General features: G+C 71.2%; 13 protein-coding genes. 10 read left to right on the forward strand and 3 right to left on the reverse strand.

Annotation, left to right across the window (positions count from 1 at the left end; all coding sequences use genetic code 11):
- The first annotated feature begins 1 nt into the window (after window position 1).
- Both ABD333_RS09595 and ABD333_RS09600 read left to right on the forward strand, forming a co-directional pair.
- Complete coding sequence (locus tag ABD333_RS09595; RefSeq protein WP_344539750.1) at window positions 2–601, forward strand: 5-oxoprolinase subunit B family protein; 600 nt, start codon at window positions 2–4, stop codon at window positions 599–601.
- A complete protein-coding gene (locus tag ABD333_RS09600; protein WP_344539752.1) occupies window positions 598–1,443 on the forward strand; it encodes a 5-oxoprolinase subunit C family protein in 846 nt (281 codons plus the stop codon). The genes ABD333_RS09595 and ABD333_RS09600 overlap by 4 nt, the downstream gene beginning before the upstream one ends.
- Here the strand turns inward: ABD333_RS09600 and ABD333_RS09605 are convergent.
- From ABD333_RS09605 to ABD333_RS09615, 3 genes are read right to left on the reverse strand one after another with little or no spacing between them, the layout of a single operon-like run.
- Window positions 1,440–1,916, reverse strand: coding sequence for a nucleoside deaminase (locus ABD333_RS09605; protein ID WP_344539754.1), 477 nt, complete (start codon window positions 1,914–1,916; stop codon window positions 1,440–1,442). The genes ABD333_RS09600 and ABD333_RS09605 overlap by 4 nt on opposite strands.
- Before the next feature lie 9 nt (window positions 1,917–1,925).
- On the reverse strand, window positions 1,926–2,213 hold the full coding sequence (locus ABD333_RS09610; RefSeq protein WP_344539756.1) for a DUF6247 family protein: 288 nt from the start codon (window positions 2,211–2,213) through the stop codon (window positions 1,926–1,928).
- A 23-nt stretch (window positions 2,214–2,236) separates the two neighbouring features.
- Window positions 2,237–2,983: a phosphatase PAP2 family protein gene (locus ABD333_RS09615; protein WP_344539758.1), complete on the reverse strand. Its 747-nt coding sequence runs from the start codon at window positions 2,981–2,983 to the stop codon at window positions 2,237–2,239.
- A gap of 185 nt (window positions 2,984–3,168) precedes the next feature.
- On the opposite strand from ABD333_RS09615, the gene xylB reads away from it, so the two are divergent.
- From xylB to ABD333_RS09655, 8 genes are all read left to right on the forward strand, one after another.
- A complete protein-coding gene (xylB, locus tag ABD333_RS09620) occupies window positions 3,169–4,530 on the forward strand; it encodes a xylulokinase (RefSeq protein WP_344539760.1) in 1,362 nt (453 codons plus the stop codon).
- A gap of 12 nt (window positions 4,531–4,542) precedes the next feature.
- Window positions 4,543–5,700, forward strand: coding sequence for a xylose isomerase (gene xylA, locus ABD333_RS09625; protein ID WP_344539762.1), 1,158 nt, complete (start codon window positions 4,543–4,545; stop codon window positions 5,698–5,700).
- A 56-nt stretch (window positions 5,701–5,756) separates the two neighbouring features.
- A complete protein-coding gene (locus ABD333_RS09630; RefSeq protein ID WP_344539763.1) occupies window positions 5,757–7,067 on the forward strand; it encodes a protein kinase domain-containing protein in 1,311 nt (436 codons plus the stop codon).
- Between the two features lie 197 nt (window positions 7,068–7,264).
- Window positions 7,265–8,551, forward strand: coding sequence for an extracellular solute-binding protein (locus ABD333_RS09635; RefSeq protein ID WP_344539764.1), 1,287 nt, complete (start codon window positions 7,265–7,267; stop codon window positions 8,549–8,551).
- Complete coding sequence (locus ABD333_RS09640) at window positions 8,548–9,447, forward strand: carbohydrate ABC transporter permease (protein ID WP_344539766.1); 900 nt, start codon at window positions 8,548–8,550, stop codon at window positions 9,445–9,447. The genes ABD333_RS09635 and ABD333_RS09640 overlap by 4 nt, the downstream gene beginning before the upstream one ends.
- Window positions 9,444–10,352: a carbohydrate ABC transporter permease gene (locus ABD333_RS09645; protein ID WP_344539768.1), complete on the forward strand. Its 909-nt coding sequence runs from the start codon at window positions 9,444–9,446 to the stop codon at window positions 10,350–10,352. The genes ABD333_RS09640 and ABD333_RS09645 overlap by 4 nt, the downstream gene beginning before the upstream one ends.
- Complete coding sequence (gene yicI, locus ABD333_RS09650) at window positions 10,353–12,677, forward strand: alpha-xylosidase (protein ID WP_344539770.1); 2,325 nt, start codon at window positions 10,353–10,355, stop codon at window positions 12,675–12,677.
- Window positions 12,677–14,062, forward strand: coding sequence for a GH1 family beta-glucosidase (locus ABD333_RS09655; protein ID WP_344539772.1), 1,386 nt, complete (start codon window positions 12,677–12,679; stop codon window positions 14,060–14,062). The genes yicI and ABD333_RS09655 overlap by 1 nt, the downstream gene beginning before the upstream one ends.

Here is a 14,062-nt window from a genome sequence, read left to right on the forward strand (position 1 = left end):
AATGCGCATCCTGCCCAACGGGGACGCGGCCCTGCTCGTCGAGCTGCCGGGCCTCGACGAGATGCTCGGCCTCTACCACGCCCTGGCGGCCGGCCCGCCGCCCGGCGTCGTGGACCTGGTCCCGGCGGCCCGCACGCTGACCCTTCACCTGGCGCCGGAGGCGGACCGCGAGGCCGTCACCGCCGCGATCCGTTCGGCCCGCGGACGTCCCTCGGGGGCGACGTCCGCGGGCACGGTCGAGATCCCCGTCGTCTATGACGGCGAGGACCTGGCCGACGTGGCCGAGCTGACCGGCCTGACCCCCGAACAGCTGGTCGCGGCTCACTCCGGCACCGTCTGGCAGGTGGCCTTCACCGGTTTCGCGCCGGGCTTCGGCTACCTCGTCGGAGGCGGCCTGAACGTGCCGCGCCGCCCCACCCCGCGTGTCCGCGTCCCCGCCGGGTCGGTCGCCCTCGCGGGCGAGTTCACGGGCGTCTACCCCGTGGACTCGCCCGGCGGCTGGCAGCTGATCGGCCGTACCGGCGCCGTCCTCTGGGACCTGGACCGTGACCCGCCCGCCCTGCTCCGACCCGGCACGCGCGTGCGCTTCGTGGCCGCATGACCCTCGAAGTGATCGCCGCAGGTCCGTTCTCGACCGTCCAGGACCTGGGACGCCCCGGCCACGCCGCCCTCGGTGTCGGCGCCTCAGGCGCAGCCGACCCCGCTGCCCTCCGCCTAGCCAACCGAGCCCTGGGCAACGCGGAAGACGCAGCCGCCCTGGAAGTGACGCTCGGCGGCCTGACGCTCCACTCTCACATCGCCGTCTACGCGATCGTGACAGGCGCCCCGGCCCCCATCACCGTGAACGGCCGCGCCGAACCCCCGTACGCCCCGTTCTTCATCCCGAAAGGCGCGGAAGTCCATCTCGCGACACCGCCGACCGGCCTGCGCAGCTACCTGGCCGTACGCGGCGGCATCGAAACACCGCGCATCCTCGGCTCCCGTTCCACCGACACGCTCGCCAAACTCGGAACCCCGCTCGCCCCTGGAACGGTCCTCCCCACAGGCAAAGCGGCCATCCCCCCGAACATCGACGTCCTCCCCGTCCAGCCCCCGCCCGCAGGAGACCTCGACCTCCACATCACCCTCGGCCCCCGCGCCGACTGGTTCACCGAAGAAGCCCTCCGCACCCTCACCTCGCACCCCTACGAGGTGACCGCCCAGATCGACCGCGTGGGCATGCGCCTGACCGGCCCGCCGCTGACCCGCGCCCGCACCGGCGAGCTCCCCAGCGAGGGCATGGTCACCGGCGCCCTCCAGGTCCCGCCGTCCGGAACGCCCGTGCTCTTCCTGGCCGACCACCCCCTGACCGGCGGCTATCCGGTCATAGCGGTCGTGACGATCCCCGACATCGGCCGCGCCGCCCAGGCCCGCCCCGGCCAGCGCCTCCGCTTCCACGCCTAACGCGAGAAGCAAGCCCGATGCATCTCCCGCAACCGCTCCGCGAACTCCTCGACCGGCCCTTCGACGACCACCTGCGGTGCGACCTCCCGCACCGGCAACGGCCGGACGGGCGGCGGCCCCACCCCGATCTCTTCCAGCCATGCCATCAACTGCGCCGACGAGGCCGCGTACACGATGCGTCCCAGCCCGACCCATCCATGAGCGGCCGCGCACATCGGGCAATGCTCACCCGACGTGAAAACCGTCGCCTCCGCCCGTTCCCCGGGCGTCAGGTTCGCCGCCGCCCACCGAGCCAGCTCGAACTCGGGATGCCGCGTCCGATCCCCGTCCGCGACCCGGTTACGGTCCTCCGCCAGCCGTTCACCCGCCCCGGAGACGAGCACGGATCCGAACGGCTCGTCCCCAGCCGCGAGCGCCTCCCCGGCCAGCTCCACCGCCCGCCGCAAATGCCCCAGCTCAATCTCAGAGATCATGCCGTCAGGCTAACGATTCCCACGCTCAGACGATGACGCCGCGGTGTCGGCTGCGCCGGCATCGGACTTGGCTGCCTCGATGGCCTCGTAGTAGCCGGGTTGATTGGTGGCGACCACGGCCAGGCTCCACCGATGGAGTAGGCGCTTGAGCTTTTTGTACTCGCCCAGATCGTCCCGTGCTGCCGCGACGGCTTCCTGGTACTGCCTCAGGAACACGGGGCGTTCCCGCTCAGGCAGATGCCGCATGATCACCTGTGGATCCTGCGGATCCTCGGCATGAGGGGGCTGGGCGCTCATGGGCCAAGCGTAGGGCGTCGGGGTCAGGCGGCGAGGGTGTAGGGGTCGGTGGCTCGGGCGGGGCGGCGGGCTTGGATCAGGGTGGTGGTGAGCATCGCGGCGGTGAGGAGGGCGGCGGCCACCAGGGCGTCCAGCCAGTAGTGGTTGGCGGTGACGACGACCACGAAGAGGGTGACGGGGGCGTGCGCCGCGACGAGCCAGCGCCAGCGGCTGGAGGAGACGCGCAGGACGGCGAGCGAGACCAGGAGGGCCCAGCCGACGTGGAGGGACGGCATGGCGGCGTACTGGTTGGCGATGCCGTCGGCGGCGGCCGGGTAGGCGGAGGGGCCGACGGTGAGCATGGTGTCGGTCATGCCGAGGCCCGCCAGGCGGGGCGGGGCCAGGGGGAAGAGGACGTGGACGGCCATGCCCGCGGCGGTGAGCAGGACGAGCTCGGTGCGGATGCGCTTGTAGTGGTCGCGGTGGCGGATCCACAGCCAGACGAGGAGGGCCGCGGTGCCGGGGAAGTGCACGCCGACGTAGTAGAGGTTGGACAGGAGCGCGGTGTGCTCCCAGTGGAGGACGAGGTTCTGCAGGGTCTGCTCGTTGGGCAGACGGAGCGTGCGTTCCAGGTCCCAGAGGCCGGAGGCGTTGGCCATGGCCTGGGCGACCCCGGTCTCGACCAGCGTCCGGCCCCACTTGTACGCGGCGAACAGCACGAGCAGGAGCGTCACCTCGGTGAGGAGGGGGTGCACCCCGGATCGTGGGATGCGGATCGTCAGGTTCGCCATGTCCTCGTCCTCCGTGTTCGGCCGCTGAACACAACCTTGATCGAATCAGGTGCCTCGGACATTGGGCCCAGCCCGCCTGATGCGGGAGGGTGAGCCCAGGAGGCGGGGTGGGGATAGCTCCACCTGTTGTGTCGTGGGTCACGCCGGGACTAGAGTCGAAGCGCTTCGACAGATCGGAGAGGGTCATGCTGGTCGCCGGGGTCGACTCGTCCACGCAGTCGACGAAGGTCGTGCTCTGCCGCGCCGAGGACGGCGCCGTGGTCGCGCGGGCGTCGGCGCCGCATCCGGAGGGCACCGAATGCGATCCCCGGCACTGGTGGGAGGCGCTCGGCCGGGCGCGGGAGCTGCTCGAACGCGCGGACGCGGTGTCAGTGGCGGCCCAGCAGCACGGGATGGTCGCGCTGGACGAGGGCGGCGCGGTGGTGCGGCCCGCGTTGTTGTGGAACGACACCCGGTCGGCTCCGCAGGCCCTCGCCCTTCGGGAGGAGTTCGGGCGCCGGTTCTGGGCCGAACGGGTGGGGAGCGTGCCGGTCGCCTCGTTCACGGTGACGAAGCTGCGCTGGATGGCCGAGCACGAGCCGGAGAACGCGCGGCGCACGGCGGCGGTGCTGCTCCCGCACGACTGGCTGACCTGGAGGCTCGGCGCGTCCGAGTACGTCACCGATCGAGGTGACGCGTCCGGGACGGGGTACTGGTCACCGGGCGGCTACCTGCCGGAGTTGGCGGGCGCCGCACTGGGCCACGAGCCTCGGTTGCCGAGGGTCGCGGCGCCCGGCGAAGCGGTGGGGGAGACCGGGTGGGGCGCACTCCTGGCGCCGGGCACCGGCGACAACATGGGCGCTGCCCTGGGGCTGGGCCTGCGGGACGGAGACGTGGCCGTGTCGATCGGGACCTCGGGGACGGCCTTCGCGGTCGCAGGGAAGCCCGCGGCCGATCCTGGTGGGTTCGTGGCCGGGTTCGCCGACGCGACCGGGCGGTTCCTGCCTCTGGTGTGCACGCTGAACGCGGCGCGGGTGTTGTCTTCGGCGGCCGAGCTCACCGGCACCGACCTGGACGGGCTTTCGGCGGCGGCCTTGGCGGCCGAGGCCGGGGCGGGCGGGCTGACGATGCTCCCCTACCTGGACGGCGAGCGGACTCCTGACCGGCCTGACGCCACCGGTGTGCTGGCCGGTCTCACCACCGCGAACGCCACCCGGGAGAATCTCGCGCGCGCCGCGGTCGAGGCGTTGCTGTGCTCGCTGGCGGATGCGGTCGATCACCTTGCCGGGCAGGGCGTACGGCCGCGGCGGACGTTGCTGATCGGTGGCGGCGCACGGTCGGCGGCGGTCCGGGCGCTGGCGCCGGCGATCCTGGGGACGCCCGTGATCGTTCCCGAGCCCGAGGAGTACGTGGCGCTCGGCGCCGCCCGGCAGGCCGCCTGGGTGCTGGCCGGGACGGCCGAGCCGCCGGACTGGCCGGAGGCGCCCTCGACCCGGCACATCGCCGGCCCGGCGGACGCCTCCGACGTCCGAGCCCGATACGCGGCGCTCCGCGACGCGTCTACCTGAAGGAGAAGACCGGTGAACGACTACACCCCGCGGCCGGAGGACAGGTTCTCGTTCGGCATCTGGACGGTGGGCTGGCAGGGAGCCGACGTGTTCGGCCCCGGCACGCGGGCGCCGATGCCCGCCGAACGCGCGGTGCGCGAGCTGGCCGGGCTCGGCGCGTACGGCGTCAACTTCCACGACAACGACGTGTTCGCCTTCGAGGCGTCCGCCGCCGAACGCGACGAGCGGATCAGCGCCTTCCGCAAGGCGCTGGACGAGACCGGGCTGGTCGTCACCACGGCCACCACCAACCTCTTCTCGCATCCGATCTTCAAGGACGGCGCGTTCACCGCCAACGACCGCGACGTCCGGCGCTTCGCGCTGCGCAAGGTGATGGACAACCTCGACCTGACCGCCGAGCTGGGGGCCCGGACGTACGTCTGCTGGGGAGGCAGGGAGGGGGCCGAGTCCGGCGCGGCCAAGGACGTCCAGGTGGCGTTGGACCGTTACAAGGAAGCCTTCGACGTGCTCGGGCAGTACGTCACCGACCAGGGACACGACCTGCGGTTCGCCATCGAGCCCAAGCCGAACGAGCCGCGCGGCGACATCCTGCTGCCCACGGTCGGCCACGCGCTGGCGTTCATCGAACGGCTCGAACGGCCCGAACTCGTCGGCGTCAACCCCGAGGTCGGCCACGAGGAGATGGCGGGCCTCAACTACGCGCACGGCCTCGCGCAGGCGCTGTGGCAGGGCAAGCTCTTCCACATCGACCTCAACGGCCAGACCGGCCCGCGCTACGACCAGGACCTGCGCTTCGGCGCGGGCAACGCCCGGGGCGCGTTCTGGGTGGCCGACCTCATCGACGGCAGCGACTACGACGGGCCGATCCACTTCGACTTCAAGCCGCCGCGCACCGAGGACGACGCGGGCGTCTGGGAGTCGGCGCGGGCCTGCATGCGCAACTGGCTGATCCTGCGCGAGAAGGTCCGGGCGTTCCGCGCCGACCCCGAGGTCGACGAGGCGCTGCGCGCCGCGCGGGTGGACGAGCTGGCCACGCCGACCCTCACAGAGGGGGAGGGCTGGCGTGCGGTCCGCGACTTCACGCCGGACATCGACACGCTCGCCGCCCGGGGAGCCGCGTTCGAACGGCTCGACCAGCTCGCGCTGGAACACCTCTACGGCGTGCGCTGACATCGAGCTGGAACGGCGCTCTGCCCTCGGGAGGCTCCGGGCATAGGCTCCCGTTCATGCTCATCTCCGGCCAGACTCTCGGCGAACGCTACCGGCTGGTCGCCCCCCTCGGATCCGGGGGCATGGCGACCGTCTGGCGCGCGGACGACGTCGTCCTGGAACGCGCCGTCGCGGTCAAGGTGCCGCGTGAGGGCTGGCCGGAGGAGTTCACGCGGCGGCTCCGGCTTGAGGCGAAGGCCGCCGCCCGGCTGGCCCATCCCAACATCACCGGTGTCTACGACTACGGCGAGGAGGGCGGCCTGCCGTACGTGGTGATGGAGCTGCTCGACGGCGGGAGCCTGGCGGCCCGGCTGGCGGCCGGGCCGCTGCCCTGGCCGGAGGCGGCGGCCGTCGGCGCCCAGCTCGCGGACGCCCTGGCGGCGGCGCACGCGCTCGGCGTGGTCCATCGCGACGTCAAGCCCGCGAACGTCTTCCTCACGCCCACCGGGGTCAAGGTCCTGGACTTCGGCATCGCCTTCACCGCATCGGCGCGCCATGACGGCCCGCTGCTCGGCACGCCCGCGTTCGTCGCGCCGGAGCTGCGGACCGGTGCGGACCCTACGCCGAGCGCCGACGTCTACTCGCTCGGCGTGACGCTGATGGCCGCGCTCACCGGCGAGCCCGCCGGGACCACGACGGATGCCCGCCCGCTCGACGTGCCCGCGCGGATCACCGACCTGCTCACCGGCTGCCTGGCCGATGATCCACGGAAACGTCCCACGGCGGCGGAGGTGGCGGCGCAGCTGCGGCGCGCGGCAGGGCTCCCGGTGGCCGAGACGCCGCGTGGACGGGACGGAGCGGAGGCGCCGGCACCGCCCCTCGACCCGCCGACCAAAGTCCTCGCCGGACCGGCGGCGAGGCGGCGACCGGTCCTGATCGCCTGCGGTGCCGTCGCCGCGCTGGGCCTGTCTGCGCTGGTCGTCGGACTGCTCCAGACCGGCGCCGGACGTACGGGGGCCACGCCCCGCACACCGTCGCCGTCCACGTCAGCCGCCGGCTCCACGAGCTGCGCCGTGGCGTACGCGGTCACCGGGCAGTGGCCGGGCGGCTTCCAGGCCGACGTGCGGATCACCAACCTCGGCACGTCCGCGATCGACGGGTGGCGGCTCACCTGGACGTTCCCTGGCGACCAGCGGATCACCCAGCTCTGGAACGGCGCCCAGGTCCAGCACGGCGCGGAGGTGACCGTGACCGCCGCCGACTGGAACCGCAGGCTCGGGCCGAACGGCACGGCCCAGTTCGGCTTCCTCGGCCGGGCCGGTGACGGTGACCGGGGCGGCAGGCCGGACCGGTTCACGCTGAACGGCACCGACTGCGGCCTGGGCTGATCGGCGACTCTGTGGGAGCGTTCCCATGACGTCATGCCTGGTCGGACGGCATGCGCTCGAACGATCTTCGGCGTCCCTATTGTGTGCCGGGTCACTCCGGCCGTAGCATTCCCGCAATCGAAGCGCTTCGACAGCCCGCCAGGGAGGTCGCGGGGCGCGGCACACCGGGGATACGACCCACCCCCCTGGAGGACCCCATGTTCAGAGGTAAGGGAACGGCTCTGCTCGCGGCTCTGGCCGCGGCGTCGCTGACGCTGGCGGCGTGCGGCGGAGACGACGGCGGCGGATCGGACGCCAAGGAGCTGCGGCTCTGGCACTACGAGACGCCGGACAGCGCCATGGGCGTCGCCTGGAGCCAGGCCATCAAGGAGTTCGAGGCCACCCACCCCGGCGTGAAGGTGAAGTTCGAGGAGAAGGGCTTCGAGCAGATCCAGAAGACGGCGCCGATGGTGCTCAACTCCAAGGACGCGCCGGACCTCCTGGAGTACAACAAGGGCAACGCGACCGCCGGGCTGCTCTCCAGGCAGGGGCTGCTCACCGACATCAGCTCCGAGGTCACCGAGCGCGGCTGGGACAAGCTGCTCGGCCCCGGCGTGCAGACCACGGCCAAGTACGACGCCAAGGGCACGATGGGCGGCGACAAGTGGTTCGGCGTCCCCAACTACGCCGAATACCTGCTCGTCTACTACAACAAGGACCTCTTCAAGAAGCACGGAGTCAAGGTCCCGGCCACGTTCGCCGAGTTCACCGCCGCGCTGGACGCGTTCGTCGCCAAGGGCGTCACCCCGCTCACCAACGCCGGCGCCGAGTACATGGCCCACCAGTACCTCTACCAGCTCGCCCTCACCAAGGCCGACCGCTCGTGGGTGGACGCGTTCGAGCGCTACACCGCCAAGGCGAACCTCAAGGACGCGGCCTGGACGTACGGGGCCACCACCTTCGCCGACTGGGTGAAGAAGGGCTACATCGCCAAGAACTCCGTCGGCCTCAAGGTCGAGAACGCCGGCACCGACTTCATCTCCGGCAAGTTCCCCATCATGTTCTCGGGCAGCTGGTGGTTCGGCCGCGTCAAGTCCGACGCCAAGTTCGACTGGGACGTCTCGACCTGGCCCGAGGCCAAGATGTCGCCTGGTTCCAGCGGCAACCTCTGGGTGGTGCCCAAGGGCTCCAAGAACAAGGACCTCGCCTACGACTTCATCGACATCACGATGAAGAAGGGCACCCAGAACGCGCTCGGCAACGCGGGCGGCATCCCGGTCGCGGCCGACACCTCGGCCATCACCGACGCCAAGGCCAGGAAACTCATCGAGAACTTCACCACCCTCGCCCAGAACGACGGGCTGGCGTTCTACTCCGACTGGCCGGTGACCGGCTTCTACGACAAGTGGGTGTCGGAGACGCAGAAGCTCATGAACGGCAGCGGCTCGCCCGACGAGGTCCTCGGCACGCTCCAGCGGTTCTACGACAACGGCCTGCCCAAGTGAGGACTGATCGCAAGGTCGCCTACCTGCCGTACCTCGCGCCCGGCCTGGTGCTGTTCACCGGTGTCATCGGGATCCCCTTCCTGATGAACATCTACACGAGCTTCACCGAATGGCCGGGTGTGGGGACGCCCGAATGGGTCGGCCTGGACAACTACGCCAAGCTGGCGGAGGACGGCGAGTTCTGGGCCTCGTTCCGGCACAACGCGCTGGTCATCGTCGGCATGGCGATCGTCCCGACGGTGATGGGCCTGGTGCTGGCCGCCGCGCTCACCGACCTGATCCAGCGGCACTTCGGCCCGCGCGTGGCCAGCGTGCTGCGCGCGTGCCTCTACCTGCCGCAGGTGCTGCCCATCGTCATCGGCGGCATCGTCTGGAGCTGGCTGCTGGCGCCCGACAACGGCGCGGTGAACGAGCTGCTGGAGGCGGCCGGGCTCGGCTCGCTGGCGCACGACTGGCTGGGCGACCCGAGCACGGCGCTGCCCAGCGTGCTGGTGGTCATGGTCTGGATCCAGATCGGCTTCCCGCTGGTGGTGTTCATGTCGGGCCTGCAGCGGGTCGAGCCGTCGCTCTACGAGGCGGCCGAGATGGACGGCGCCTCGTGGGCCCGGCGGTTCTGGCACATCACGCTGCCGCAGATCCGGCCGGAGATCTTCGTCGTGCTGCTGTGGACGACGATCGCGGCGCTCAAGGTGTTCGGGCCGATCTACGTTCTCACCAAGGGCGGGCCGGGCGGCGCCACGAGCGTGCCGTCGTACTACTCGTACCAGAACTTCTTCGACAAGACCGAGGTCGGCTACGGCTCGGCGATCTCCACCGTGCTGACTCTGGTCATCATCGCGCTCACGGTCGTCTTCCTGCGCTTCCAGCATCGTGACCTCGGGGAGGAGGAGCGATGACCGCGATCATCGCCGAGCCCGCGCCGGACCGGGCCGCCTCGTCGCGCGGCCCGCGCCGCGACCCGCGCCGGGGGCGGCGGCGCCGGCGCGGGCCGTCCGCCTACGCGGTGCTGGCCGCCCTCGCGGCGCTCGCCGGCATCATGCTGATCCCGTTCGTCGTGGTCGTCTTCAACGCGCTGAAGACCCCGGCCGAGTACGCCGAGGACGGGCCGCTCGCCCCGCCCGGCGGCGTCCACCTCGACGGGATCACCGACTTCTGGGAACGCGTCGGCTTCGGCCAGGTGCTGCTCAACAGCGCGCTGATCAGCGGTTCGGTGGCGGTGCTCGCCGTGCTGCTGTCGGTGCTGAACGCGTACGCGCTCGGCATCGGCCGGATCAAGGGCCGGACGTGGATGCTGGCGCTGCTGCTGCTGGCCAACACGCTGCCGCAGGAGGCGCTGGTCTATCCGCTCTACTACCTGGCCAAGCAGCTGAACCTGTACGACACCCGGATCAGCGTCATCATCGTCTTCACGGTCATCCAGAGCGCGTTCGGCACCTACCTGCTGTCGTCGGTGCTCGCCACGTTCCCGCGACCGCTGCTGGAGGCCGCCCGCATCGACGGCGCGAACCGGTGGCAGATCCTGTGGCGCGTCGTCTTCCCGGTCGTCCGCCCGACGATGTCGGTGCTGCTGGTCTTCTTCTTCATCTGGACCTGGAACGAGTTCCTCATCCCGCTGGTCTTCCTGATCTCCCAGGACAACCAGACCGTCTCGGTGGCCCTCGGCGTGCTCCAGGGCCAGCGGATGATGGACGCCACGATGTCGAGCGCCGCGTCGCTGCTCGGGCTGATCCCGACCGTCGCGTTCTTCCTGATCTTCCAGCGCACGCTGTCCCGCGGCCTCACGGCAGGAGCCATCAAGTAAATGAAGTTCAGCGACGGCTACTGGATGATGCGCGAGGGCGTGCACGCGGTGTTCCCGGCCGAGGCGTTCGACTGCGTGACCGGGCCCGGCTCGTTCACCGTGCACGCGCCCGCCGAGCGGATCCGCCACCGCGGCGACCTGCTCAAGGGACCGGTCGTCACGCTCTCGTGCGCGTCGCCCATGCCCGACGTCATCGGCGTCACCATCACGCACTTCGCGGGCGAGCGGCGGCTCCGGCCGGAGTTCGAGCTCCTCGCCGACGGGGCGAGCGGGGTGACCGCCGAACTGGCCGACGACGCGGTGACGCTGACCTCGGGCGCGTTGACCGTACGGGTGAACCGCGGTGAGGACTGGCGCGTCGACTTCTTGGCCGAGGGGCGCCGCCTCACCGGCAGCGGGTTCAAGGCGATGGCCGTCATCGACACCGACGACGATCGCCATTACGTGCGCGAGCAGCTCGACCTGGGCGTGGACCACCATGTCTACGGGCTGGGCGAACGGTTCGGGCCGCTGGTGAAGAACGGCCAGGCCGTGGACATCTGGAACGCCGACGGCGGCACCAACAGCGAGCAGGCCTACAAGAACGTCCCGTTCTTCCTCACCAACGGTGGTTACGGCGTTTTCGTCGACCATCCGGGCCGGGTGTCGTTCGAGGTGGCGTCGGAGGTGGTCACCCGGACCCAGTTCAGCGTCGAAGGGCAGTCGCTCCGCTACTACTTCATCTACGGCCCGACGCCCAGGGAGATCCTGCGCAAGTACACCGCGCTGACGGGACGTCCGGCCCGGCTTCCGGACTGGTCATACGGGCTGTGGCTCTCGACCTCGTTCACCACCCCCTATGACGAGGAGACGGTCTCGTCGTTCATCGACGGCATGGCCGAACGCGACCTGCCGCTGAGCGTCTTCCACTTCGACTGCTTCTGGATGCGCGAGTACAACTGGTGCGACTTCGAGTGGGACCCGCGGGTGTTCCCCGACCCACCCGGGATGCTGCGCCGCCTCAAGGACCGTGGCCTGCGCGTCTGCTTGTGGATCAACCCGTACATCGGGCAGCGCTCACCGCTGTTCGCCGAGGGCAAGGCCCGCGGCTACCTGCTGCGGAGGCCGAACGGTGACGTCTGGCAGTGGGACAAGTGGCAGCCGGGATGCGCGGTCGTCGACTTCACCAACCCCGAGGCGCGCGAGTGGTACGTGGCCAAGCTGGACGCGCTGCTGGACATGGGCGTCGACAGCTTCAAGACCGACTTCGGCGAGCGCATCCCGACCGACGTCGTCTACTACGACGGCTCGGATCCCGAACGCGCGCACAACTACTACACCCACCTCTACAACCAGGCCGTGTTCGAGCTGCTGCGTAAGCGGCGCGGCGAGGGCGAGGCGGTCGTGTTCGCCCGCTCGGCCACGGCCGGGTCGCAGCGCTTCCCGGTGCACTGGGGCGGCGACTGCGAGTCGACGTTCGAGGCGATGGCCGAGAGCCTGCGCGGCGGGCTGTCGCTGGGGATGTCGGGCTTCGGCTACTGGAGCCATGACATCGGCGGGTTCGAGGGCACTCCGGACCCGGCGCTGTTCAAGCGGTGGGTCGCGTTCGGCATGCTGTCGTCGCACAGCCGCCTGCACGGCAGCCACTCCTACCGGGTGCCGTGGCACTTCGACGAGGAGTCGGTGGACGTGCTGCGGACGTTCACCAGGCTCAAGATGCGGCTGATGCCCTACCTGCTCGGCGCCGCGCGGCAGGCGCAGGAGGACGGCACGCCGATGATGCGCGCGATGGTCCTCGCGTTCCCGGACGATCCGGCCTGCACGCACCTGGAACGTCAGTACATGCTCGGCGACGACCTGCTCGTGGCGCCCGTCTTCGACGCGAGCGGCGAGGTCTCGTACTACGTGCCGGACGGGATCTGGACGCACTACCTCACCGGCGAGCGGGTGCGCGGCGGCCGGTGGGTGCGGGAACGGCACGGCTTCGAGAGCGTGCCGCTGCTCGTCCGGCCCGGGGCGGTGATCCCCGAGGGAGCCGTCGCCGACCGGCCCGACTACGACCACGCCGACGGTGTGACGCTGCGGGTGTACGAGCTGCCGGACGGCGCGGCCGTGACCACCGTGATCCCCGCCGCGGACGGGACCACCGCCGCGTCGTTCACCACCTCCCGGAACGGCGCGGCGGTCCAGATCACGGCGGCCGGCGCGAAGTATTGGAACGTTCTGTTGGTCGGCGTTCGCTCGGTGGCCGAGGTGTCCGGCGGGACGGCCGAGGCGCACGAGCACGGCACCGTGATCCGCGCGAGCGGCGGCACGGTCGAGATCAGCCTGACCGAGGAGGGCTGATGGGCTTCCCGGACGGCTTTCTCTGGGGCGCGGCGACCGCCGCCTACCAGATCGAGGGCGCGGCGGCCGAGGACGGGCGCGCGCCGTCGATCTGGGACACGTTCAGCCGTACGCCCGGGCGGGTGCTGAACGGCGACACCGGCGACGTGGCGGCCGGCCACTACCGGCGGTGGCGGGAGGACCTCGCGTCCATGGCCGGGCTGGGGCTCGGCGCGTACCGCTTCTCGATCTCGTGGTCGCGCGTGCTGCCCGAGGGCACCGGCGGCCCGCTCAACCGCAAGGGCGTCGACTTCTACTCGCGGCTCGTCGACGGGCTGCTGGAGAACGGCGTCTCCCCGGTCGCCACCCTCTACCACTGGGACCTGCCGCAGGACCTGGAGGACGCGGGCGGCTGGCCGGAGCGCGACACCGCGTTCCGCTTCGCCGAGTACGCCGAACGGATCGGGCGCGAGCTCGGCGACCGCGTGCACCTGTGGACGACGTTGAACGAGCCGTGGTGCTCGGCGTTCCTCGGGTACGCCTCCGGTGTGCACGCGCCGGGCCGCACCGATCCGGCCGCCGCGCTCGCCGCCGCCCACCACCTCAACCTCGCGCACGGCCTGGGCGTCCGCGCGCTGCGCGGAGTGGTGGCGCCGGACGCACGGCACTCGGTCACGCTCAACCTGCACCACCTGCGCGGGGACCCGGAGGCCGTGCGGCGTGTGGACGCGGTGGCCAACCGGGTCTTCCTCGGCCCGATGCTGGGCACCGGCTACCACGCCGACCTGCTGGAGGACACCTCGTCGATCACCGACTGGTCGTTCGTCCGGGACGGGGACGTGGAGACCTGCGCCGCCCTGATCGACGTCCTCGGCGTGAACTACTACCAGCCCACGCTGGTCGCGCCGGTGTCCGCCGCCGAGCCCGCCGCCGAGCCCGGGGCCGACGGGCACGCTGTCGGCGCGGCCACCCCGTTCGTCGGCTGCGAGGACGTCGCGTTCCTGCCGCAGGAGGGCGAGCACACCGCGATGGGCTGGGTCGTCGACGCGTCCGGGCTGGACGAGCTGTTGCTGCGGCTGCACCGCGACCATCCCGGGCTGCCGCTGATGATCACCGAGAACGGCGCGGCGTTCGACGACACCGTGGACGGCGACGGCCGGGTCCGGGACGAGCGGCGCATCGCCTACCTGCGCGAGCACGTCGCGGCGGCCGAGCGGGCGATCGAGGCCGGGGTGGACCTGCGGGGCTACTTCGCCTGGTCGCTGATGGACAACTTCGAATGGTCCTATGGTTACTCCAAGCGGTTCGGCATCATCCACGTCGACTACGCGACCGGCACGCGCACCTGGAAGGACAGCGCCTACTGGTACCGCGATCTGATCGACGGCATTGTGCCCGCGATGTGA

The organism is Actinomadura fulvescens (genome assembly GCF_039533225.1).
Taxonomy (GTDB): Bacteria; Actinomycetota; Actinomycetes; order Streptosporangiales; family Streptosporangiaceae; genus Spirillospora; species Spirillospora fulvescens.

What these genes read in the sequence shown, in the direction of transcription:
- ABD333_RS09595 (WP_344539750.1), top strand. Translation starts at nt 2, where the DNA reads ATGCGCATCCTGCCCAACGGGGACGCGGCCCTGCTCGTCGAGCTGCCG.
- ABD333_RS09600 (WP_344539752.1), top strand. Translation starts at nt 598, where the DNA reads ATGACCCTCGAAGTGATCGCCGCAGGTCCGTTCTCGACCGTCCAGGAC.
- ABD333_RS09605 (WP_344539754.1), bottom strand. Translation starts at nt 1,916, where the DNA reads ATGATCTCTGAGATTGAGCTGGGGCATTTGCGGCGGGCGGTGGAGCTG.
- ABD333_RS09610 (WP_344539756.1), bottom strand. Translation starts at nt 2,213, where the DNA reads ATGAGCGCCCAGCCCCCTCATGCCGAGGATCCGCAGGATCCACAGGTG.
- ABD333_RS09615 (WP_344539758.1), bottom strand. Translation starts at nt 2,983, where the DNA reads ATGGCGAACCTGACGATCCGCATCCCACGATCCGGGGTGCACCCCCTC.
- xylB (WP_344539760.1), top strand. Translation starts at nt 3,169, where the DNA reads ATGCTGGTCGCCGGGGTCGACTCGTCCACGCAGTCGACGAAGGTCGTG.
- ABD333_RS09630 (WP_344539763.1), top strand. Translation starts at nt 5,757, where the DNA reads ATGCTCATCTCCGGCCAGACTCTCGGCGAACGCTACCGGCTGGTCGCC.
- ABD333_RS09635 (WP_344539764.1), top strand. Translation starts at nt 7,265, where the DNA reads ATGTTCAGAGGTAAGGGAACGGCTCTGCTCGCGGCTCTGGCCGCGGCG.
- ABD333_RS09645 (WP_344539768.1), top strand. Translation starts at nt 9,444, where the DNA reads ATGACCGCGATCATCGCCGAGCCCGCGCCGGACCGGGCCGCCTCGTCG.
- yicI (WP_344539770.1), top strand. Translation starts at nt 10,353, where the DNA reads ATGAAGTTCAGCGACGGCTACTGGATGATGCGCGAGGGCGTGCACGCG.
- ABD333_RS09655 (WP_344539772.1), top strand. Translation starts at nt 12,677, where the DNA reads ATGGGCTTCCCGGACGGCTTTCTCTGGGGCGCGGCGACCGCCGCCTAC.